19 protein-coding genes are annotated in these 21949 nt (G+C 59.5%); 16 read left to right on the forward strand and 3 right to left on the reverse strand.

Going from position 1 to position 21949, the window contains the following annotated elements:
- Window positions 1–53: 53 nt before the first annotated feature.
- The 16 genes from C1X29_RS00900 (at window position 54) to C1X29_RS00975 (ending at window position 14955) form a co-directional block, all read left to right on the forward strand.
- Window positions 54–1574 (forward strand): aldehyde dehydrogenase family protein, encoded by a 1521-nt coding sequence (locus tag C1X29_RS00900; RefSeq protein ID WP_007958625.1) that lies wholly within the window; start codon window positions 54–56, stop codon window positions 1572–1574.
- Between the two features lie 202 nt (window positions 1575–1776).
- Window positions 1777–3147 (forward strand): ethanolamine permease, encoded by a 1371-nt coding sequence (eat, locus tag C1X29_RS00905; protein ID WP_102686376.1) that lies wholly within the window; start codon window positions 1777–1779, stop codon window positions 3145–3147.
- Window positions 3148–3227: 80 nt separating this feature from the next.
- Window positions 3228–4622, forward strand: a complete 1395-nt coding sequence (locus C1X29_RS00910; protein ID WP_102686377.1) for an ethanolamine ammonia-lyase subunit EutB — start codon at window positions 3228–3230, stop codon at window positions 4620–4622.
- 5 nt (window positions 4623–4627) lie between these two features.
- Window positions 4628–5452 (forward strand): ethanolamine ammonia-lyase subunit EutC, encoded by an 825-nt coding sequence (eutC, locus tag C1X29_RS00915; protein WP_102686378.1) that lies wholly within the window; start codon window positions 4628–4630, stop codon window positions 5450–5452.
- A gap of 118 nt (window positions 5453–5570) precedes the next feature.
- The gene (locus C1X29_RS00920; RefSeq protein WP_074691599.1) at window positions 5571–6032 is read left to right on the forward strand and encodes an N-acetyltransferase; all 462 of its coding nucleotides are present in this window, start codon (window positions 5571–5573) and stop codon (window positions 6030–6032) included.
- Between the two features lie 227 nt (window positions 6033–6259).
- On the forward strand, window positions 6260–6910 hold the full coding sequence (locus tag C1X29_RS00925; protein ID WP_011336118.1) for a DedA family protein: 651 nt from the start codon (window positions 6260–6262) through the stop codon (window positions 6908–6910).
- Window positions 6911–6914: 4 nt separating this feature from the next.
- Window positions 6915–7727: a zinc-dependent peptidase gene (locus C1X29_RS00930; RefSeq protein ID WP_085747635.1), complete on the forward strand. Its 813-nt coding sequence runs from the start codon at window positions 6915–6917 to the stop codon at window positions 7725–7727.
- 114 nt (window positions 7728–7841) lie between these two features.
- Entirely contained in the window at window positions 7842–8369 is a 528-nt protein-coding gene (gene ppa, locus C1X29_RS00935) for an inorganic diphosphatase (protein WP_007933577.1), read from the forward strand.
- Window positions 8370–8590: 221 nt separating this feature from the next.
- On the forward strand, window positions 8591–9331 hold the full coding sequence (locus C1X29_RS00940) for a S24 family peptidase (RefSeq protein ID WP_085747634.1): 741 nt from the start codon (window positions 8591–8593) through the stop codon (window positions 9329–9331).
- Window positions 9332–9784: 453 nt separating this feature from the next.
- The gene (locus tag C1X29_RS00945; RefSeq protein ID WP_080770657.1) at window positions 9785–10216 is read left to right on the forward strand and encodes a hypothetical protein; all 432 of its coding nucleotides are present in this window, start codon (window positions 9785–9787) and stop codon (window positions 10214–10216) included.
- A gap of 130 nt (window positions 10217–10346) precedes the next feature.
- Window positions 10347–11267 carry a restriction endonuclease gene (locus C1X29_RS00950; protein ID WP_085747633.1) on the forward strand — a complete coding sequence of 307 codons (921 nt, stop codon included), beginning with the start codon at window positions 10347–10349 and terminating at the stop codon, window positions 11265–11267.
- Between the two features lie 185 nt (window positions 11268–11452).
- The gene (locus C1X29_RS00955; protein ID WP_085747632.1) at window positions 11453–12034 is read left to right on the forward strand and encodes a DarT ssDNA thymidine ADP-ribosyltransferase family protein; all 582 of its coding nucleotides are present in this window, start codon (window positions 11453–11455) and stop codon (window positions 12032–12034) included.
- Window positions 12031–12675, forward strand: a complete 645-nt coding sequence (locus C1X29_RS00960) for a DUF4433 domain-containing protein (RefSeq protein WP_074691609.1) — start codon at window positions 12031–12033, stop codon at window positions 12673–12675. The genes C1X29_RS00955 and C1X29_RS00960 overlap by 4 nt, the downstream gene beginning before the upstream one ends.
- Window positions 12672–13757, forward strand: a complete 1086-nt coding sequence (locus C1X29_RS00965; RefSeq protein WP_085747631.1) for a macro domain-containing protein — start codon at window positions 12672–12674, stop codon at window positions 13755–13757. The genes C1X29_RS00960 and C1X29_RS00965 overlap by 4 nt, the downstream gene beginning before the upstream one ends.
- Window positions 13758–13944: 187 nt before the next feature.
- A complete protein-coding gene (locus C1X29_RS00970) occupies window positions 13945–14505 on the forward strand; it encodes a hypothetical protein (protein WP_102686379.1) in 561 nt (186 codons plus the stop codon).
- Window positions 14506–14520: 15 nt separating this feature from the next.
- The gene (locus tag C1X29_RS00975; RefSeq protein ID WP_039772002.1) at window positions 14521–14955 is read left to right on the forward strand and encodes a hypothetical protein; all 435 of its coding nucleotides are present in this window, start codon (window positions 14521–14523) and stop codon (window positions 14953–14955) included.
- Window positions 14956–14978: 23 nt separating this feature from the next.
- Here the strand turns inward: C1X29_RS00975 and C1X29_RS00980 are convergent, their stop codons facing one another.
- From C1X29_RS00980 to C1X29_RS00990, 3 genes are read right to left on the reverse strand one after another with little or no spacing between them, the layout of a single operon-like run.
- Entirely contained in the window at window positions 14979–15791 is an 813-nt protein-coding gene (locus C1X29_RS00980; RefSeq protein ID WP_102716658.1) for a YfaP family protein, read from the reverse strand.
- 3 nt (window positions 15792–15794) lie between these two features.
- A complete protein-coding gene (locus C1X29_RS00985; RefSeq protein WP_102716659.1) occupies window positions 15795–17414 on the reverse strand; it encodes a DUF2300 domain-containing protein in 1620 nt (539 codons plus the stop codon).
- Between the two features lies 1 nt (window position 17415).
- On the reverse strand, window positions 17416–21915 hold the full coding sequence (locus C1X29_RS00990) for an alpha-2-macroglobulin (protein ID WP_256584278.1): 4500 nt from the start codon (window positions 21913–21915) through the stop codon (window positions 17416–17418).
- Between the last annotated feature and the right edge of the window lie 34 nt (window positions 21916–21949).

Raw genomic sequence — 21949 nt, forward strand, 5'->3', positions numbered from 1 at the left:
CAAGCGCTCATGCGCGTTTCTCTAATAAGTACAAAGCCAAGGAGAACATCATCATGCGTTACGCTCACCCCGGTACTGAAGGCGCCAAAGTCTCGTTCAAGAGCAAGTACGGTAACTACATCGGCGGCGAGTTCGTCGCGCCTGTCAAAGGTCAGTACTTCACCAACACCTCGCCAGTAAATGGCCAACCGATTGCCGAATTCCCGCGCTCCACGGCCGAAGACATCGAAAAAGCCCTGGACGCCGCCCACGCCGCTGCCGATGCCTGGGGTTCCACTTCCGCCCAGGCCCGCTCGCTGATCCTGCTGAAAATCGCCGACCGCATCGAACAGAACCTCGAAACCCTGGCGATCACCGAAACCTGGGACAACGGCAAAGCCATCCGCGAAACCCTCAACGCCGACATCCCGCTGGCTGCCGACCACTTCCGCTATTTCGCCGGGTGCCTGCGCGCCCAGGAAGGCAGCGCCGCCGAGATCGATGGCAACACCGTCGCCTATCACATCCATGAACCGCTGGGCGTGGTCGGCCAGATCATCCCGTGGAACTTCCCGATCCTGATGGCCGCATGGAAACTCGCCCCGGCCCTGGCCGCCGGCAACTGCGTGGTGCTCAAGCCTGCCGAGCAAACCCCGCTGGGCATCAGCGTGCTGCTGGAACTGATCGGCGACCTGCTGCCGCCGGGCGTGCTCAACGTGGTGCAAGGGTTCGGCAAAGAAGCCGGCGAAGCCCTGGCCACCAGCAAACGCATCGCCAAGATCGCCTTCACCGGCTCGACCCCGGTCGGCTCGCACATCATGAAATGCGCTGCCGAAAACATCATTCCGTCCACCGTTGAGCTGGGCGGCAAGTCGCCGAACATCTTCTTCGAAGACATCATGCAGGCCGAGCCAAGCTTCATCGAAAAAGCCGCCGAAGGCCTGGTGCTGGCGTTCTTCAACCAGGGCGAAGTCTGCACCTGCCCGTCCCGTGCACTGGTTCAGGAGTCGATCTATCCGCAGTTCATGGAAGCGGTGATGAAGAAAGTCAGCCAGATCAAACGTGGCGACCCACTCGATACCGACACCATGGTTGGCGCCCAGGCATCCGAGCAGCAATTCGACAAGATCCTTTCGTACCTGGAAATCGCCAAGGGCGAAGGTGCCGAGCTGCTGACCGGCGGCAAGGTGGAAAAACTCGAAGGCAACCTGGCTTCCGGTTACTACATCCAGCCGACCCTGCTCAAGGGCACCAACAAAATGCGTGTGTTCCAGGAAGAAATCTTCGGCCCGGTGGTGAGCATCACCACGTTCAAGGACGAAGCCGAAGCCCTGGCGATCGCCAACGATACCGAGTTCGGCCTGGGCGCCGGCCTCTGGACCCGCGACATCAACCGCGCCTATCGCATGGGCCGCGCCATCAAGGCCGGTCGTGTGTGGACCAACTGCTACCACCTGTACCCGGCGCACGCCGCGTTCGGCGGGTACAAGAAGTCCGGCGTCGGCCGTGAAACCCACAAGATGATGCTCGACCACTACCAGCAGACCAAAAACCTGCTGGTGAGCTACGACATCAATCCGCTGGGCTTCTTCTAAAAACCAAGGGCGGCACCGAAATATCGGTGTCGCCCTTTTAATCCCGATGACACTTCCTGGCCTGGCCGCTCTGGCACGGGCCTTGCGTACCCGTCATTCAGGATTTGCGTGAACACTGCCGCTGCGTGAACAGCATCCACTCACTCAACCGCTGCACCCGAAAGTCCAACAGATCGAACAATAAAAAAGACAGAGAGGACTTATGACTTCCACCACACAGCTCAAACCCACACTCGGCACCCTGCACCTTTGGGGCATTGCCGTCGGCCTGGTGATTTCCGGCGAATACTTCGGCTGGAGTTATGGCTGGGGCACCGCAGGAACCTTGGGTTTCCTGGTCACGGCCCTGATGGTCGCGACCATGTACACCTGCTTCATCTTCAGTTTCACCGAACTGACCACCGCGATCCCCCACGCGGGCGGGCCGTTTGCCTACAGCCGTCGGGCGTTCGGCGAGAAAGGCGGATTGATCGCCGGCATCGCCACCCTGATCGAATTCGTGTTCGCCCCGCCGGCCATCGCCATGGCCATCGGCGCCTATCTGAATGTGCAATATCCGGGGCTCGATCCGAAACTCGCGGCAGTCGGCGCGTATTTCGTGTTCATGGCCCTGAACATCCTTGGCGTCAGCATCGCCGCGACCTTCGAGCTGGTAGTGACCGTGCTCGCCGTCGCCGAATTGCTGGTGTTCATGGGCGTGGTCGCACCGGGCTTCAGCTTCAGCAACTTCGTGCTGAACGGCTGGTCGGGTGCCAATGAGTTCACGATGGGCTCGATTCCGGGCATTTTCGCGGCGATTCCCTTCGCGATCTGGTTCTTCCTCGCCATCGAAGGCGCGGCCATGGCGGCCGAGGAGGCCAAGGACCCGAAACGCACGATTCCACGGGCCTATGTCAGCGGCATCCTGACCCTGGTATTCCTGGCCATCGGCGTAATGGTGATGGCCGGCGGCGTCGGTGACTGGCGTCAACTGTCGAACATCAACGACCCGCTGCCGCAGGCGATGAAAGCGGTGGTCGGCAACAACTCGACCTGGATGCACATGCTGGTGTGGATCGGCCTGTTCGGGCTGGTAGCGAGTTTCCACGGGATCATCCTCGGCTACTCGCGGCAGTTCTTCGCCCTGGCCCGGGCCGGTTATCTGCCGAAAGGCCTGGCCAAACTCTCGCGTTTCCAGACCCCGCACCGGGCGATTCTGGCCGGCGGCGTGATCGGCATCGCGGCGATCTACAGCGACGGTCTGGTCAACCTGCAAGGCATGACCCTGACGGCGGCGATGATCACCATGTCGGTGTTCGGCGCCATCGTGATGTACATCATCAGCATGCTCAGCCTGTTCAAACTGCGCAAAACCGAGCCGAATCTGGAGCGCACCTTCCGCGCACCGGGCTATCCGGTGGTGCCGGCCATCGCGCTGTTCCTGGCGGTGGTGTGCCTGGTGGCGATGGCCTGGTTCAACACGCTGATCGGCTGTGTGTTCCTGGGTTTCATGGCCGCCGGCTACCTGTACTTCCAGTTGACCGCCAAGCAACGCTCCGAAGCACCGGCAGACGCTATGCTCGAAGGTATCTAAACGCTAACTGAGCTGCACCGGCATCGGGCCTCGGGCTCGGTGCCCGCACTAAAAGCATTCATTCAGGAGGAACGCGCCCCATGGCTGCATTTGCCCATACCGTCGGCGCCCAGACCTATCGCTTCGACAGCCTCAAGGAAGTGATGGCCAAGGCCAGCCCTGCACGTTCCGGGGACTTCCTGGCGGGCGTCGCCGCGCTCAACGATGGCGAACGGGTGGCCGCGCAAATGGCGCTGGCCGACATCCCGCTCACGCATTTTTTGCAGGAAGCGCTGATCCCCTACGAATCCGATGAAGTCACCCGACTGATCATCGACAGCCATGACAAACAGGCCTTCGCAGTCGTCAGCCATCTCACGGTTGGCGGCTTTCGCGACTGGCTTCTGAGCGAAGCGGCCGATGAGCAGAGCCTGCGCGCCCTCGCCCCCGGCCTGACACCGGAAATGGTCGCTGCCGTGTCGAAGATCATGCGCGTGCAGGATCTGGTGCTGGTGGCGCAGAAGATCCGCGTCGTCACCCAATTTCGCGGCACCCTCGGCCTGCGTGGGCGGTTATCCACAAGGCTGCAACCCAATCACCCGACCGACGAACCTTCCGGCATCGCGGCGAGCATTCTCGACGGTCTGCTGTACGGCAACGGCGACGCCATGATCGGCATCAACCCGGCCACCGACAGCATCGCCTCGATCTGCGCAATGCTGGAAATGCTCGACGCGATCATCCAGCGCTACGACATTCCGACCCAGGCCTGCGTGCTGACCCACGTCACCACCTCTATAGAAGCGGTCAACCGTGGTGTGCCGCTGGATCTGGTGTTCCAGTCGATTGCCGGCACCGAAGCGGCCAACGCCAGTTTCGGCATCAACCTGAACATCTTGCAGGAAGGTTATGAAGCGGGTCTGAGCCTCAATCGCGGCACGCTCGGGCAGAACCTGATGTATTTCGAAACCGGCCAGGGCAGCGCCCTGTCGGCCAATGCCCACCACGGCGTCGATCAACAGACCTGCGAGACAAGGGCCTACGCCGTGGCGCGCCATTTCAAGCCGTTTCTGGTGAACACCGTCGTAGGATTCATCGGCCCGGAATACCTGTACAACGGCAAACAGATCATCCGCGCGGGCCTCGAAGACCACTTCTGCGGCAAGCTGCTCGGCGTGCCGATGGGCTGCGACATCTGCTACACCAACCACGCCGAAGCCGACCAGGATGACATGGACACCCTGCTGACCCTGCTCGGCGTGGCCGGGATCAACTTCATCATGGGCATCCCCGGCTCCGACGACATCATGCTCAACTACCAGACCACCTCGTTCCACGACGCGCTCTATGCGCGCCAGACACTTGGCCTGAAACCGGCGCCGGAATTCGAACAGTGGCTGGCGAACATGGGCATCTTCACCCAGGCGGACGGCAAGGTCCGCTTTGGCAACAACCTGCCGCCGGCCTTCCGCCAGGCCTTGGCGCAACTGGGATGAGTCAGATGGAAAAACCGCCCGTCGATCCGCAAAACCCGTGGCTGGAGCTGCGTCGTCTGACCCCGGCGCGCATTGCCCTCGGCCGCACCGGCACCAGCCTGCCGACCCGTGCACAGCTGGATTTCCAGTTCGCCCACGCCCAGGCTCGGGACGCGGTGCATTTGCCGTTCGATCACGCCGGGCTCAGCGCCCAACTGACCGAGCGCCAGCGCGACAGCCTGCTGCTGCACAGCGCGGCGGTGGATCGCAACAGCTACCTGCAACGCCCGGACCTGGGGCGCAAATTGAGCGATCAATCGGCCCAGACCCTGCGCGAATACGCCCAGGCGCATCCGGGCGGTGTGGATCTGGTGATTGTGGTGGCGGATGGTCTGTCGGCGCTGGCGGTGCATCGGCATACCCTGCCGTTTCTCACCCGCCTGGAGGAACAGATGAGCGCCGACGAATGGTCGACCGCGCCGGTGGTACTGGTGGAACAGGGCCGGGTGGCGATTGGCGATGAAATTGGCCAGTTGCTGGGCGCGAAAATGGTCGTGATGCTGATTGGAGAGCGTCCGGGCCTCAGTTCGCCGGACAGCCTGGGTTTATATTTCACCTACAATCCAAAGGTCGGCCTCACGGATGCTTACCGCAACTGCATCTCCAATGTGCGGCTGGAAGGGCTCAGTTACGGCATGGCGGCGCATCGCTTGCTGTACCTGATGCGCGAAGCCTGTCGGCGACAGCTGTCGGGCGTCAATCTGAAGGACGAAGCGCAGGTTCGGACGCTGGAATCGGAAGCCGGTGCAGACATGAAGAGTAATTTCCTACTCGATCCGCCCCCAGCCTGAACCGTTTCCGCATTGCCTTTCTGCGCCGGTTTGAGGCAGGATCGACGCACGGCCGCCCAAGGTTTCCCGTTGCCGTCAGCCCCACGTGAAGACAGCCACTTGAAGGACGAGACCTACCATGCGGATTATCCAAGCGACCCTCGAACACCTGGATTTGCTGACCCCGTTGTTCGTTAAGTACCGCGAGTTCTACGGCTCCCTGCCCTACCCGGACTCGTCCCGGGCCTTTCTCGAAAAGCGCCTGCGACGCAAGGAATCGGTGATCTACCTGGCCCTGGCCGATGACGACGACAAGAAGCTCATGGGCTTCTGCCAGCTCTACCCGAGTTTTTCCTCCCTGTCGCTCAAGCGCGTGTGGATCCTCAACGACATCTACGTCGCCGAAGACGCCCGCCGCCAGCTGGTAGCCGACAACCTGATCCGCACCGCGAAGAAAATGGCCAAGGAAACCCAGGCCGTGCGCATGCGCGTCTCCACCAGCGCCGACAATGAAGTGGCGCAGAAAACCTACGAATCCATCGGGTTCAAGGAAGACACCGAGTTCAAGAACTACGTGCTGCCGATCAGCGAAGAACTCTGATCGCGGGGTGCCCTGCGGGGAGGGAGCAGACTCCCTCCCCAAAATGAATGCCAACCCGACATTTATTCACACCGACATCCCCCGCTACAAAACCAACGCGCTTTTCACCCCTCTGCCCGTATAATCCCGATCTTTCCGGCTTGTAAGAAAAACTACACCCGCTTGTAGGCTTACACGAAGTCATCCGCACAGGTCTGCCGAGTCAGGCCATCACCACAGGTGCCTCCATGGATTTCAACCCGCTCGACCTTATCCTGCATCTCGATGTTTACCTCGACCTGCTGGTGAATAATTACGGGCCTTGGATCTACGCCATCCTGTTTCTGGTGATCTTCTGCGAGACCGGTCTGGTGGTGATGCCATTCCTGCCGGGTGATTCCCTGCTGTTCATCGCCGGCGCAGTGGCTGCGGGCGGCGGTATGGATCCGGTATTGCTGGCGGGCTTGCTGATGCTCGCGGCGATCCTCGGCGACAGCACCAACTACGTGATCGGACGAACGGCCGGTGAAAAACTGTTCAGCAATCCGAATTCGAAGATCTTCCGCCGCGACTATCTGCAACAGACCCACGACTTTTACGACAAACACGGTGGCAAGACTGTAACCCTGGCGCGCTTCCTGCCGATCATCCGTACCTTTGCCCCGTTCGTCGCCGGTGTCGCGAAGATGCCTTACCCGCGGTTCTTCGGTTTCAGCGTGTTCGGTACGGTCCTGTGGGTCGGCGGTCTGGTGACGCTGGGCTACTTCTTCGGCAACGTGCCGTTCATCAAGAAGAACCTGTCGCTGCTGGTGGTCGGCATCATTCTGCTGTCGCTGATTCCGATGATCATCGGCGTGGTTCGCAGCCGTTTCGGCGGCACCAAAGCCCAATCGCACTAAGCCGATGTGGTCGCTGAGCGCCTGGCGACGCCGGCGCATTCTGGCGAAGTACCCGATTGCCGACGATATGTGGCAGCGGGTGCGCCATCACCTGAGTTTTCTCGATGGCATCACTGCCGCTGAAGACCAGTGGCTGCGCGAAACCAGCGTGCTGTTCCTCGAAGACAAACACCTGACCGCCCTGCCCGGTGTCGAATTGCATCAGGAACAACGCCTGCTGCTCGCCGCCCAGGCGCAACTGCCACTTTTGCATCTCGGCGATCTGAACTGGTATCAGGGTTTTCATGAAATCGTCCTCTACCCCGACGACTTCCTCAGCCCCCAGCGCCATCGCGATGCCAGCGGCGTCGAGCATGAGTGGGACGGCGAACACAGCGGCGAAGCGTGGCAACAAGGGCCGATCATCCTCGCCTGGCCCGGCGTGATGGCCAGTGGTGGCTGGGAAGGCTACAACCTGGTGATCCACGAACTGGCGCACAAGCTGGACATGCTCAACGGTGACGCCAACGGCCTGCCACCGCTGCATGCCGACATGCGGGTCAGCGACTGGGCCGAGGTGATGCAGGCGGCGTACGACGACCTCAATCGCCAGCTCGACCGCCATCCCGACGCCGAAACCGCCATCGACCCGTATGCCGCCGAGAACCCGGCCGAGTTCTTCGCCGTCACCAGCGAGTACTTCTTCAGCGCTCCGGATCTGCTGCACGAAGCTTATCCACAGGTGTATGCGCAGCTGCGGCTTTTCTACCGCCAGGATCCGTTGGCGCGCCTGAAGCAACTTCAGGCCAGCGACCCGGTCTATCAGGCTCACGAGTAAAGGTCTGCACGACTTCCGGTACATGGCGTCCACGGCAGAATATGCCTATAATCGCCGCCACTTTTTGGTCAATCCGGCCAAGTGTTTTTGGTCAACTAACGGGGGCAACGCCCAATGAGCTACAGCAAGATTCCGGCTGGCAAAGACCTGCCGAACGACATCTACGTCGCGATCGAGATCCCGGCCAACCACGCGCCGATCAAATACGAAATCGACAAAGACAGCGATTGCCTGTTCGTTGACCGTTTCATGGCCACCCCGATGTTCTACCCGGCCAACTACGGTTACATCCCGAACACCCTGGCTGACGACGGTGATCCCCTGGACGTGCTGGTAGTAACCCCTTACCCGGTTGCTCCAGGTTCGGTGATCCGCGCGCGTCCAGTCGGCATCCTGAACATGACCGACGACGGCGGCGGCGATGCCAAAGTCATCGCAGTCCCACACGACAAGCTGTCCCAGCTGTACGTGGACGTGAAGGAATACACCGACCTGCCAGCCCTGCTGATCCAGCAGATCGAGCACTTCTTCGCGAACTACAAAGATCTCGAAAAAGGCAAATGGGTGAAAATCGAAGGCTGGGACGGCGCTGACGCTGCCCGCGCCGCGATCACCAAGTCGGTTGCTGCCTACAAAGGCTAAGTCTCGCGACCTGCGACACGCTTGAAGAAAACCCCGGTTGATCCGGGGTTTTTTGTGCCTGCCAGATAAGTGCTTAAACAGCCTGTTTATAGCGACCTACAGAAAAGTTTTGGTGTGTGTAATTTCCCACAAGGACGTCTTACATCCCGTCGCAAAATTTGCCCTGATTTTGAACGCAAGGTTTATTCAAACCGCTCTAGGCCGGTCGTAGACTCGTGTTTATGAGAAAGAACACTAGCGGTCCAAGATTCAAGGCACTCCTGGAAGCTGCGAACATCACCACCACGGGATTCGCAAAGTTCTGGGGCACGGAAGCCCAAAACGTTCATAACTGGTACACCCGGGGCGTACCCGCGTACCGCATGGAAGAAGTTGCGCGCCTGTTGTCCGTCAACAGCCAATGGCTGAAGACCGGCGAAGGCCCGAAAGACGCCCCGCACCTGCATACGGACTCGGGCGACATCCTCGATGCGCATGCCATTCGCGGCGTCTACACGGTGCTCGAAACCAACGACATCGAATTGCCGCTCTACAAAGAAACCCCGGTCGCCCCCGGCTCCGACAAAACCCATGTCATCAAAGACCCGGAACAAACCATCCGCCTGCCCCGCAGCCACCTAGAAACACTGGAGATCCGCCACACCGACGCCATCTGCACCCACATGATCGGCAACAGCATGGCCGAGAAAATCGAAGACGGCTCCACCCTCGCCATCGACCGCGGCCTCACCCAGGTGGTGGACGGCGAAATCTACGCCATCGAACACGACGGCATGCTGCGCATCAAATACCTGCACCGCATGCCCGGCAACGCATTGCGCCTGCGCAGCCACAACAGCGCCGAATACCCGGACGAGATCTTCCGCGCGGCGCAGATCGAGGAGCAGAGGATTCATGTATTGGGGTGGGTGTTCTGGTGGTCGACGCTGGGCAAGCGGCGGCCGGTGGTGCCGTTTCTCTGAGCCAGCTTCTGTCGTGAGGGGCAACCGGCCCGGATAGTCGGTACAAATACGGGATTTTTCATGGATAGAACGCTCTATCCCGCACTTCGCACTGGGAATCCCCAACAAAACTCAGTATCCTGCGCCCCACATTCGCGCATCGGCCCGCCAAGCGGCCCGGATGACGCCTGACGCGGCAGACCACTGTCTGACCAAGTCCCACAGCCGGACGCAAGATCCGGATGTACGTTTTGAAGGCTGGCGCGGTTTACCAAAAATAAACCAAGCCAGTCCCCGAGAAGCCGGCCACAAGCCGGCTTTTTAATGCCTGCTGAAAAACCGGCCGGGGGTCGGTTTACGGGCAGAGCGCTGTGTAATGGTGCTTGCACAACTCATCGCATAACAGAGCCCCGCCTGCTGGAAGCGACGGCAACTTAGATTGCTCAAGTCACCCCACAAGGACGTTCAACATTGATGCCCAAAACCATCACTTCAAACATGAAATCAGTTGGCCTGACAGCCGCCTCGTGCCTTTGTCTTTCAGGATGTGTTGGAGCAATCGTATCGCTCCCGGAAAAAACAACCGTCAAGACAGACGCTTACAAAGCGCAAAGCTATCGATCAATCACACCGCAAATCAGCAGAACGGTCACGTCGACGCCTACACGGGAATGGTGCGGGATCACCGTTTGGGCACTGATCATTCCGGTGCCATTGAAACTACCGGTGTGCACATCGTATTTCGAGCAGTCCTTCGGCAACGACGAGTTCGGAAACGAAGCCGTTCTGCTCGACTCGCAGCAAAAAGTCCCATCCCCTTTCTACGCTTGCGGCCCATTCATGATGTTGGGACCGATCGTTCATGGTTACCAAGGCAATGCGCTTTGCGGTGTTTTTGCGGATTGATGGTGAAACTGACATAGCGACTTACGCTTTCACCTGCAGACGCTTTAGTCGCGAAGCCCTCCATATCCACCGTTGATTTACAATCGCCATCCGATCGGCACGAAAACACTTTCAGCACAGGGATGCGCCCATGTCCGTTCCAACCTACGATCAGTTCATTGAGCCGATCCTTCGCTTTCTCGCCACAAAACCCGAGGGTGCAATCGCTCGGGACGCTCATGAATCAGCAGCAAAAATGCTGCAACTGAGTGAAGCTCAGCGCGAAGAACTGATCGCCAGTGGTCAGGCTACCTACAAGAACCGATCAGGCTGGGCACACGATCGACTCAAGCGCGCAGGTCTTTCCAGCAGTGCCAAACGCGGTTATTGGAAGTTGACCGACGCAGGCGTGCAGTACGCCAAGGAGCATGCATTTCCACTGTCGACCACGGATGTGGAGCACTTAGCAATCGGCTACATGAATGTGAAGCTGAAAGTCGCGCCTGACGCCGAGCCACTGGATGACCAACCAAATGTGGAGCCCGATCTAGCCTCCGCCACCGAGAGCCCCGACGACCGACTGGAGCGAGCGCTTAAGGAATTACGCGATGCCACGGCGGCCGACCTTTTGGACAACTTGCTGCAAGTAAGCCCTAACCGTTTTGAAGTAATCGTGCTGGATGTTCTTCATCGCTTGGGTTACGGCGCCAGTCGCAACGACTTGCAACGTGTCGGAGGTTCCGGTGATGCCGGCATCGACGGCATTATCTCGCTCGATAAATTGGGGTTGGAGAAGGTTTACGTACAGGCCAAGCGTTGGCAGAACACGGTTGGCCGACCTGAGTTACAGGCGTTCTATGGCGCGCTCGCAGGACAAAAGGCCAAGCGCGGTGTGTTCATTACCACCTCTGGTTTTACGGCGCACGCCGTCGACTTCGCCAAATCGGTGGACGGTATTGTGCTGGTAGACGGGACGCGACTGGTGCATCTGATGATGGATCATGAGGTGGGCGTGACATCGCGTTTGTTGCGGTTGCCGACGCTGGATCGCGATTATTTTGATGAAGAGTGAGTTCGGGCGTGTTGCTGCTTGACCCTGCTAACCAATTTCCTTAGTGGGCTTGTGGCCAAAAGTGATGGCACACTAGAATCGCAGCGATTGTTCTACCAACCCCTACGGATCGAGGGTTACATCAGCACGGGGCGAGGCCGGAACTGAATCCAGTTTAGGTTGATGTGCAGGTCAAGGAGACCACTATGTCGGACGTTAAAAGCATCAAGGATCAGAAGCTTCTCTACCATCTCACTTCAGTTGAAAACCTGGATGGAATTTTCAAGGATGGTTTGAAACCTCGCGCTGGCCTCTCGGGTTTCAAAGACGTCGCAGATGCTGAAATCCTGAAAAAGCGGCAGGCTCTGCAGCTCGACAATTACGTGCCCTTCCACTGGTTTGCGAAGAATCCATTTGACGGAAGCGTCCAGCGCAACAGGCCAGAGGCCCAATTTGTACTGATCTCGGTCTACAGATCAACGGCCAGGCAATACGGCTGGAAAATCATTCCACGCCACCCGTTAGCAGGCGACTCAATACAGCTACTTGATTACGAACAGGGTTTCGAAGCCATCGAGTGGGATGTCATGAGCAGTCGCGATTACCTGGACCCTCATTGCAAAAGCATCTGCATGGCCGAGTGTCTCGCACCGGGGGTTGTTAAACCTGAGGCCTTCTTCAAAATCTTTACCCCCAGCGAAGAAGTCGATGCACTTTGCGTAGCTAAATTGCAGGCAGCGGATGTTAATGTGCAGACCAGCGTGAATCAGAGAATGTTTTATCAATGAACTACACCAGCCTGAATCCAGAGAAAGCTCTGATTTGGCGTATCGTCCATCGCGATAACCTGCCCTGGATTCTGGACAACGGCCTGCATTGCGCAAACTCGGAAGTACAGGCACCTCATTACGTGAACATCGGCAACGTCGACTTGATCGACAAGCGCCGTTCCCGTCAGGTGCCTATCGCACCCGAAGGCGTCCTGGCCGACTACGTGCCCTTCTATTTCACGCCCTTCTCGGTGATGATGCAGAACATCCACTCCGGGTGGAGCGTGCAGCAACGCAGCAATGACGAGATCGTCATTCTGGTCTCAAGCCTCCATCGCGTTGAAGAGCTCGGCCTACCGTTTGTCTTTACAAACGCACATGCCTATCCGAGTTGGACAGACTATTACAGCGATCTGGCGAATCTCGACCAGATCGATTGGACTATCCTTCAACGGCGCGACTTCAAGCGCGATCCTGATGACCCTCGTAAAATTGAGCGTTATCAAGCGGAAGCGCTGATCCACCATCACTTACCGATTACGGGACTACTGGGCATCATGTGCCACACCGATGCAATGAAAGAACGCATAGAACAAGACGTCGCCGCTCGAGGCCTGACGTTGTCTGTCCATGCGCGTCCCAAATGGTATTTCCAATGATCAGATTTACCCAAGGCAACCTGCTGGAAGCCAAGACCGAAGCCCTCGTCAACACGGTGAACACCGTGGGCGTGATGGGAAAAGGCATCGCGCTGATGTTCAAAGAACGCTTTGCGCAGAACTATCGTCTGTACGCAGCGGCGTGCAAGGCCAAGGAAGTTGAAACCGGCAAGATGCACGTGACCGCCACCAACGAACTTGAAGGACCTCGCTGGATCGTCAATTTCCCGACCAAACGTCACTGGCGTTCACCTTCGCAAATGGCCTGGATAACAGAAGGTCTGCACGACCTGCGTCGGTTTCTAATTGAGAATGACGTGAAATCAGTCGCTATCCCGCCACTGGGTGCTGGTAACGGTGGATTGAAGTGGCCTGAAGTCCGCGAACAGATCGTTGAGGTTTTGGGGGATCTGGATGTCGACGTGCTGGTGTTCGAGCCGACCAATCAATATCTGAATGTCGCCAAGCGCAACGGTGTAGAGACGCTCACGCCGGCCCGTGCCCTTATCGCTGAACTGGTTCGACGCTATTGGGTGTTGGGCATGGAATGCAGTCTGCTCGAGATTCAAAAACTGGCTTGGTTTCTTGAGCGGGCAATTGAAAAACTTCCAAGTACAGAGAACCCGCTAAACCTGAAATTTATCGCTCATAAATTCGGGCCATACGCCAATCGACTGGAGCATCTGCTCAACAATCTGGATGGTAGCTATCTACATTGCGACAAGCGTATCAGTGATGCGGAAATCACCGATGTGATTTGGTTTGATCAAGATCGCAAGGCTTTTTTGCAGACCTACCTAAAGACTGAAGCCAGGGAATATTCCCAAGCTTTAGAGCGCACAGCTGAATTAATCGATGGCTTTGAATCCCCCTTCGGAATGGAATTACTCGCGACCGTCGATTGGTTGCTGATTAAGGAAGGGGTTGTTCCGACCGTTTCTGCGGTACGTGAAGCACTGAGAAACTGGGACGGCGGGGGTGGAGCTGCGGTGCGCAAAAATAAACTATTCGATGATCAAGCTCTTGAAATCGCGATTAATCGCCTGATCTCCAGCAGTTTCAGCCCGAAAATAGCGGCCTGACGCAGACAATAAATGCGAGTTTGCCTGTCCGCTTGGCACGTGCAATGAGTAGACGGCTCAGGCGATTATTGAACCATCGCAATAAGCCATTAGCACATCTGCCCTAATTGCCCCTCACCCAACCTCGCCACTAAATTTCCATTCTGTTTTTGTGCATTGCAAAAGCACCAAGGAATGGAGCAACACCATGTCGTCGTTTTTCAAACTCAATCAATCCCTTGTTCTAGCAACCGCACTTCTGACCGCCACTATTTGCGCGCAGGCAGAAGAACCGAACCCCGTCGGTGACTGGTGGATCATTTACGGCAACGGCATTCCCAACAAGAACATCATGTATGTAGCCGACAGCACTTCAGTGGTGCCGTCGAACCATACCAAGGGTGCGAAGTTGGTGGCCGTGACGCTGGTGTATGAAGAACCCGGCAAACCGATGATCGATGCCTACAACCTCGAAGTGCAGTGCTCGACGAACAAGGTCCGCTTTCTTAATGGGCAATCCATAGATCGCATTGCCTACATGATGCGGCACCTGAAAGTTAACGACCAATGGCAGCAGCCGAAGGAGTTCTGGGTACAGCGCGCCGCCGAGTTTGTTTGCTCCCCCGCTAAAAAGGACATGATCGCGCTGGGCAAGATGGAGCCCTTGCAGATGATTCAGGGCATGCAACAGATGTTCTTCAAGCTGGCACCGATTCAGGAGAAGGGGCAGATGATGGACAACCTGGATTCGATCCTCGGTAACAAGTAAGCGGCGGAACGCATGATGAATCAATGGACTAAAACGTTACTGGCGGTGCTGCTGACACCCACACTATTGCTGCTGCATGGCTGCCACCTGATTGCTCAGTCTCGATGGGAAGGACGCGATGTCCAGGAAGCACTCGACCTGTTCGGCAAACCCGACTCGATGAAAAAACAGACCGGTGCCAACGGTGAGAATCTGGCGGTTCTCACCTGGTTCAAATCCTCCAGCTGGACCACTACAGAAGCGGCCGGGACTTCAATGAACCATACCGGCAACGGCATGGTTTACACCGAGTACTACGAGACAGTCGGTCACAGTTCGGATTGCAAACTGGAGGCCACCGTCAATAAGGCCAAGAAGATCGTGCTGTTCAGGATTGAAGACGGGAAGATCATTCACGGGAAGTGCATCAACGTTCCGTTCGTGCCCGGCTACATTCCACCCGGCTTCTAATGCAACCCTGAGCAGGCTCCTGCTCAGGGATAACTAAACGACTTCACCAACGTCAACTCCCCCACCGCCCGCATCGGCACGATGAAAGTCTCCATCTTCTCGCTAGGCGTCCCCTCCTCCGTAATCACCGTCACCTGCGCGGTAGTCAACGGCTGCACCGCCTCTTCTCCACCCTCATCATCCCCGCGATACCCACCGCCAAAATAATTCACATACACCAGATACTGACCCTTGATCGGCGCCGGCATGGCGAAGATTTCCGGGCCGTAACCGGTGGTCACGTCGACATCCAGAGCAGCGCCATTGGGCGCGACGCGATCGCCGTACCAGATGTGCGCGCCGTCGGGTGTGATCAGGTGCAGGTCGAGGTCGGTGCCGTCACTGTCCCACGCCAGCAACACCCGCAGTTTCGCCGGAGTAGCGCCGCCGCTGGTGTTGAGAAATTGCGTGCGGTGCCGTTGCTGGCCGTCGGGGCTACGGACTTCGACGCTGTTGCTGCCGTTGGGGAAGGAGAACGGGCGGTCGAAGCGGCCGCTGTCGTCGATTTTCAGCGGCATGCTGACGCCGTTGACGATCAGGCGGCCGGGCTCTTTGTTTTTCGGGGTGGCTTTGATTTCGCCACTGATGCGCGCGGTGTTGGCCTGGCCGAGCGGAGTATTCACCGAGGAGGCCGGATAGTTGACGGTCTGGCGGAAGTTTTCGCCTTCGCCCTCGGGTGCGCCGCTGCGCCAGCCGCCGACCGGGGTGTCGAGTTTGACGCTGTCGGCGGCCATCGCCATTGGCAATGCATTAAGCGCGCAGAGGAACAGCAAGACCTGTGGATAACGGAGTGTCATGGTCTATTCCAGCAAAAGGTGACGGGCGAGCCCTTCGATATAGGTTTCATCCTGGCCGTTGGGATGTGCTTCAAAGGCCAGGTGCAGGTATTCGTGAGTCAGGTCGAGGCGGTCCTGCAAGGACAGCACGCCGCGCACATAGATGCGCTGGCGTTCGCGGTCGACGAAGGGGCGGCCGAAGGCGAGTTTGCAGACGGCGAACGTGCTGACTTCGTTGTAGCCGGTTTCGCTTTCCAGCCTGGGACTCCAGCCGCGCCGCTGTTTTTGCAGCCAGTCCTGCGCGGCGGGCAGTGCTTCGCAGGACGCCACCGGGTTGTCCCAGCGGCTAAGGCTCGCTCGTGGATAGGCGTGCAGCAGGATCGCGTCGTAACGCTGCCCGGCATTGGCTTGCTCGACGGCTTGTTGCCAGGCCAGTTTGTCGGGGCCAGGTTGATCGGAGTGATAGGTGACGGTGCTGCCGGCCAATACCAGATCCGACGTCCATGCGGCGATGTTGCGGGATTCGGCGGAAGCCGGGCGCGGGGCGACGCGTTGGCGGGTGCTGCTGTCGTCGATGCTCAGGCATTCGCCGTTGCGCGTGGCGTTTTGCAGCAGATACGTGCGGATCGCCACGGCCAACGCTTTGGCGGCTTCGGCCGGCTCGGGTTTGGCTTCACGCTCCAGCACACGGGCGACGTACTCTTCGCGATCCAGCCGAGCCACAAGCTTGTCGTTGAGCAGAAACAGCTCGCCATCGCTGTGGATATCCAGCGTATTGCCATTAACGAATTCGACGCGGTAATCGCCCTGCAACGGGCCGGAGCTCACCACTCGATCACCGACCAGAACCCGCGAAACCGGATAACGCGAGAACAGTCCGACCTCAACGCATCGCCCCGCTTCCGCTGGCCATGATGCGGGCAACACCGTCGCCAACGCCGAACCGTAATGCCGCAGAACCATCTGACTGGTGCCCCGGCCACCGGCCCAGATCGGCGAGCCGTCCGCCGTCCAGCCAGCGAATCCGCCCTGACGTGATTGCGGATCCTGATCGCCGAGCCAGCTCCAGGTTTTCACCCGCAAGCGCCCGCCGAGTTCACCGACGACATTACCGTCCGCCGCGTTCAGCACCACGTCGAGCAGCACACGGCGCATTTGATCCTGAGCCGGCAGCCAAGATAAAACCTTCAACAAGTCAGCCACGGACACCCGAGTAGCCGGTTGCACCGATGGCAAATCCAGCAACCACGACGGCGCCTGTCGCGCCTGCCAATAGGTTCTCCAATCGCCAGCGGTTATGCCCAACCGCGCCGGCTCGAAATACAGCCCGCAGGATTTTACCAGCGCCTGATCACGCTCGATCTTCCCGCCCGCCGTGCAGCAATAGACTTCTTCCTTCGACTGCCCGAGACATTCATAAGCCGGTTCCTGCGCGCCGGTATCCACCAGCCACGCGTAGACGAACACCTTCCACAAACTGCCCAGCGGCGTATCAAGCGACGAAGGCAATGGCTCGCGGGCGGTCAGTTGCGTGGGGTTCAGCGACAGCAATTCGCCCTTGTAGGCCACGCGCAACGGTTCATCCTGCGCCGTCGCCAGCGCAGGAATCACACACATCAGCAGCCAGACCAGCGGCCGGGTCATGTCAGTTGACCGTGACCTGACCGAGGGCCGCTTTCGCTTCGCGGGCCTGATGCTGCGGCGCGTAGACCTGAGTGAAACGCACCGGCGGCAGGTTGAACTGGCCCTTCTGCGAGAAGCGCACCAGATGCCGCAGACGCAATTCACCGCTCAGCGCATCCACCGGCACCGCGTAGGCCAGTTGGCCCGGTTCGAACCGTGCTTTTTCCAGCGCAGTCGGTTCGGTGCCGTCCTTGCCCTGCAGCTTGATGCCCCACGTGGTGCGCTCGACATCCGCACCCGGCGGCAGCGGTACTTCGAGCATGCCGTAGCGCAGCGGTTTTGGTGCCTTGCTGGTGATGATCACCTCGTCCAGATACAGGCTGTCGCTGGACAACGGCTTGCTGCCGACCGGCTCCAGTTTGAAGGTAAAGGCTTCGTCACCCGGCACCAGACGCGACAGGCGACGAGTGATGGTCACCGCCATCGGATCGACCGCCGGTTGTTGGGTCTGGAAGCTCAGCGCGGCACGCAACGGACGCTCCTGAGTGCCCGACACCGACAACACGCTCGGCACCGGCGCAGCACCCTGCCACGTCCAATACATCTCGCCGGTCGCGCCGTAGTTTTTCTTCCAGCCTTCGCCCGGGGCCAGCGCGATGGTCGGCGATGCCTGGGCGATGCTGCGTTGCAGCCAGGTTAGCGCCAGCGCACGTTCGAGGGTCGATTGCTGCGGCAACAGGCGTTGCAGCAGCGCGTTCGCACGAGCCTGATCGAACGGTTGCAGCGACAGGTTCAGCGCTTCGGCAAACGGCTGGGAGCTGACCGACAAGCGCTGTTGCGCTGCGCCCAACTGACGATTGAACGCGTCCGGCAAAGCAACTTTCGACTGGGTCGCCAGCGATGCGGTCAAGACCCGCGCCGCCGCCAGACCCAGCGCCGAATCCGGATCGCCCATCACCAGACTGTCTTCGCCGTCGTCCATCAGGTTTTCGGCATTGCCTTCCCCGGCCTTCGCCAGATCGTCCATCAAACCGCTGAGCATCGTGTTGACCGGCAGATGCATCTGCTTGGCGAACGACAGGATCAGTGCCCGTTGCAGCAACGGCGTGTTCGGCGCCTGCTTGGCGTAGACCTCCAGCACCCGCTGCCAGTGCTCCGGCGGCAAGGTCAGATCCAGCACCTGACTGGCGTTCCAGTCGGCGTAATAGGCGTAAGCGGTGAGGAACGCATCCGGCTCGCCATCGAAGCCCCACCAGGTGAAACTCGCCGACGGCCCGGCCATTTGCACCAGGCGCAGACGGCTGTTCTGCATGATCAGGCGCAAGCGATCGCGGATCTGCGGGCTCGACGCCAGCGACGGATAAGCGATGCTCAGCGGCAGCAAACGACTGGCAGTCTGTTCGACGCCGCCGTACGGATAGCTGAGCAGATCGTCGAGGGCCGAACGGAACAGCGCTTGCGGGCTGTCATCCAGACGCAGGCGAATGTCGGTGGCGTCTGCCGGCAGGCTCAACGGCGTGTCGCCGCTGGCCACGTCGAGGCTCTGGGTCTGCGTCACTTGCCAGCCTTCGCCGGTGGCGGTCAGGCGTACCGCGAGGGCATCGGCGGTTTTGCCGTCCTGCACCAGTTCGGCGGTCCATTCGCCGGTGGCCAATGCGAAGGCCGGCAGCGGCAGGTAGTTGATGCCGTTATTGAGGGTCACCGGCAGGCGTTGTTCAGCGCCGGCGTAGTGCGTCACCAATTCAGCCTTGACCGGTTTCTCGGCCTGGCTGAACGCGAACACGCCGAGTTGCGGCTGATCGCCCTTGCGAAACTTGCTCGGCCCGCTCCACTTCAGGTACAGCGGTTTTTCCGAGCGCACGAACTGCTTCTTCTGCCCGACCTGACCGTCATCGGCAATCGCCCGCGCGGTAATGCGCCAGCGGGTCAGCGAGTCCGGCATCTTGAAGGTGAAACGGGTTTTACCGTCGGCATCGGTCAGCAATTCCGGTTGCCACGCAGCGGTGTCGACGTCTTCGCGGCGCGGCCGCTCCAGCACTTTCACCCCGCGTTCGCTGCGGTTGGCCTTGCCCGGCGCGCCGGGGCTGCCCGGCAAGGCCACGTCGTAGCTGATGAACGACAAGCTGGCGCTGGTGCGCACGTTGTTGCGGCGCGGGTGGTAGAAGAACTGGTCGATGGTCGGCGCGACTTCCGGTTGCAACGCGTAGACCATTTCATCGACCACGCTGACCGTCAGGTGCGCCGGCACTGCCTTGCCGGCGAACTGCGTGGTCAGATCGACCGTCACGGTATCGCCCGGCTGATAGGTGTCTTTGTCGGTCTTGATCGCCACATCGATCTGTGGCGCAACAACCTTGATCCCGGCATTCTGGAAGCTGTACTGACCGCCCTTGGTGTAGAGCACGGAGAACGTCAGGTTCGGCGCGAAGTTGTCCTTCACCGGGATGCGTGCGCGGTATTGGGTGTTGCTGAGTTTTTCCAGTTTCAGCCAGTCGCCGCCCTTGGTCAGCAGCGCGGTGGCTTCGACCTTGTCACGCTCCAGCGACAGCAGTGCATCGCTGACAGGCTCCGGGAAAGTGATCAGCGCCAGCGCTTCGTCGCCGGCTTTGTACTCGGGTTTGTCGAGGACGATTTCCACGGTGCCCGGCACAGCCTTGACGCCATCGCCGGTGACCGAATGACCGGTCGCACCAAGCACCCGACCGTGCTGATCTTTCAGCGACAGGTTGTAGGTGCCCGGGCGATCGAACGCCACGCTGAAGCCTTTGTCTTTCGCCGCCAGTTTGCCTTCGCCGGTGGTCTGGTCTTCCAGGCGAACCCAGCTGTAGCTGCTCGGCACAACGGCCTGGGCCTGCACACTGCCACCCTCGTTGGCGTAGCTGAACGCGACCTTGTCACCCACCGCGCTGAAGCGCTGCGGCGCAGTCAGGCGGAAGCTGGCGGCACCGCGGTCGATGAGGATTTCCTTGGTGGTTTTGACCCGATACGCTGCGCCATCGCTGGCAAACACCGTGAGCATGTAGCGGCTCGGTTTGTCGGCGGCCGGCAGGTCGAGGGTCGCGTTGCCTTTACTGTCGGAAGTCAGTTCGGTGCTGGTCAGCTCCACCGGGAATTGACCGAGGTATTGCAGCTCGTTGTCGACCATCGACAGTTGCTGGGCGCGCAGGCTCAGGGTCAGTTTGGCGTTCGCCACCGGTTTGCCGTCCGGGTAAAGCAGCACCAAGCTGCCTTTCACCGGTTCGCCGGTGCGGTAATCCTGCTTGGCCAGATTCAGCGAGATTTCGAAATGCGGCTTGATGTACTCCGCCACCCGGAACGCGCTGCTGTAGGCCTGATCCTTGTAGTTGAAACGCAGCTCGTAACCACCGGCCACCGCATTGTCCGGCAACTGGAAACGGCCCTGGGTGCCGGCCTTGGAATCAAGTTTCAGATCGAGGCGCTGCAGCTCGGTGCCGGTGGCATCGAGCACGCTGACATTGACGTCCGCCGCGCCCGGCAATACCGAATCCCGCGCGTTCCTGAATTCACGGCCGACGATTTTCAGCGACACCCAATCACCCGGACGATACAGCGGCCGATCGGTGAAGGCGTAGAGTTTGGTGTCGTAGATTTCGCTGTCGTAATAGAAGTTTTCCGAGACGAATACACCGCCCTCTTCGTCCTCGCCAATCACGAACGAACGCTCCGGGCTGACGTGTTTCAGGCGCAGCAGACCGTCGGCATCAGTGGCGCCGCTGCTCATCACGCCGAGGCCGTCGGTCCACAACACATTGACCTTCGGCACCGAGCTGCCTTCGTGTTTGCGCGCGGCCCACACCAGCAATTCATCACCGGCAATCTTGCTCACCGCCACGGTGTTGGAAACGAACACCATGGTGGTCGCGCGGTACTTGCCGATCAGCGCTTCGACCAGATAGAGGCCCGGTTTCAAATTGCCCAACGGGATGTAGACGTTACCCGGCGCGACGCTGACGAACTCGCTGGAAGACCCGGCCAGATTGACGCCGGTCGGCGGCTGGATCGGCTTGGCCTGCCACAGCGGATAGCGGAACTGGCTAACCACCGGCAGACCCGGAATCAGGGCGAATTGCGGTTGCGCGTCGTACGGTGTCGGCGCGGCGATGGCGTTGCCCATCTTCAATTCCGGCACTTCTTCGGTGACTTGCTGGCGCGACTCATAGGAGAACGCACGCTGCATCACCCGACGGGATTTGCGGTACCAGTTGTCCCACAGATACGCGAGGGTGTTCGACAGGCCTTCGCCCTTGAACTGGCCGTCGCTGACCACGCGGTGCAGGTTTTTCTGGCGCTTGAGGAAGTCCAGCGGCTTGTCGATCTTGTACACCCGGATATCGGCGCCGCCGTACGGTTCCATGCGGAAACGGCGATAGTCGCGACCCGGTGCTTCGAGGCGCACCACCGCCTGTTCGTCGGCGGCGAAACTGCTGTCGGCCAGCAGGAAAAAACTCTCACCGGACACCGGCGTATAGCCGCTTGGCTCCACGGTGTCTTCGGCATTCACGGCCTAAAACGGCAGGGTCAACAGCAACAGAAAA

Origin of the sequence: Pseudomonas sp. GW456-12-10-14-LB2 (assembly GCF_002884345.1) — a bacterium.
Lineage (GTDB): Bacteria > Pseudomonadota > Gammaproteobacteria > Pseudomonadales > Pseudomonadaceae > Aquipseudomonas > Aquipseudomonas paraglycinae.

Bases quoted from the DNA above. Each gene is read 5' to 3' on its own strand.
- C1X29_RS00960 (WP_074691609.1), top strand. From the start codon at position 12,031: ATGAACTACACCAGCCTGAATCCAGAGAAAGCTCTGATTTGGCGTATC.
- C1X29_RS00925 (WP_011336118.1), top strand. From the start codon at position 6,260: ATGGATTTCAACCCGCTCGACCTTATCCTGCATCTCGATGTTTACCTC.
- C1X29_RS00970 (WP_102686379.1), top strand. From the start codon at position 13,945: ATGTCGTCGTTTTTCAAACTCAATCAATCCCTTGTTCTAGCAACCGCA.
- C1X29_RS00945 (WP_080770657.1), top strand. From the start codon at position 9,785: ATGCCCAAAACCATCACTTCAAACATGAAATCAGTTGGCCTGACAGCC.
- C1X29_RS00955 (WP_085747632.1), top strand. From the start codon at position 11,453: ATGTCGGACGTTAAAAGCATCAAGGATCAGAAGCTTCTCTACCATCTC.
- C1X29_RS00930 (WP_085747635.1), top strand. From the start codon at position 6,915: ATGTGGTCGCTGAGCGCCTGGCGACGCCGGCGCATTCTGGCGAAGTAC.
- C1X29_RS00900 (WP_007958625.1), top strand. From the start codon at position 54: ATGCGTTACGCTCACCCCGGTACTGAAGGCGCCAAAGTCTCGTTCAAG.
- C1X29_RS00920 (WP_074691599.1), top strand. From the start codon at position 5,571: ATGCGGATTATCCAAGCGACCCTCGAACACCTGGATTTGCTGACCCCG.
- C1X29_RS00910 (WP_102686377.1), top strand. From the start codon at position 3,228: ATGGCTGCATTTGCCCATACCGTCGGCGCCCAGACCTATCGCTTCGAC.
- C1X29_RS00975 (WP_039772002.1), top strand. From the start codon at position 14,521: ATGAATCAATGGACTAAAACGTTACTGGCGGTGCTGCTGACACCCACA.
- C1X29_RS00950 (WP_085747633.1), top strand. From the start codon at position 10,347: ATGTCCGTTCCAACCTACGATCAGTTCATTGAGCCGATCCTTCGCTTT.
- C1X29_RS00985 (WP_102716659.1), bottom strand. From the start codon at position 17,414: ATGACCCGGCCGCTGGTCTGGCTGCTGATGTGTGTGATTCCTGCGCTG.
- C1X29_RS00940 (WP_085747634.1), top strand. From the start codon at position 8,591: ATGAGAAAGAACACTAGCGGTCCAAGATTCAAGGCACTCCTGGAAGCT.
- eat (WP_102686376.1), top strand. From the start codon at position 1,777: ATGACTTCCACCACACAGCTCAAACCCACACTCGGCACCCTGCACCTT.
- ppa (WP_007933577.1), top strand. From the start codon at position 7,842: ATGAGCTACAGCAAGATTCCGGCTGGCAAAGACCTGCCGAACGACATC.
- C1X29_RS00965 (WP_085747631.1), top strand. From the start codon at position 12,672: ATGATCAGATTTACCCAAGGCAACCTGCTGGAAGCCAAGACCGAAGCC.
- C1X29_RS00980 (WP_102716658.1), bottom strand. From the start codon at position 15,791: ATGACACTCCGTTATCCACAGGTCTTGCTGTTCCTCTGCGCGCTTAAT.
- eutC (WP_102686378.1), top strand. From the start codon at position 4,628: ATGGAAAAACCGCCCGTCGATCCGCAAAACCCGTGGCTGGAGCTGCGT.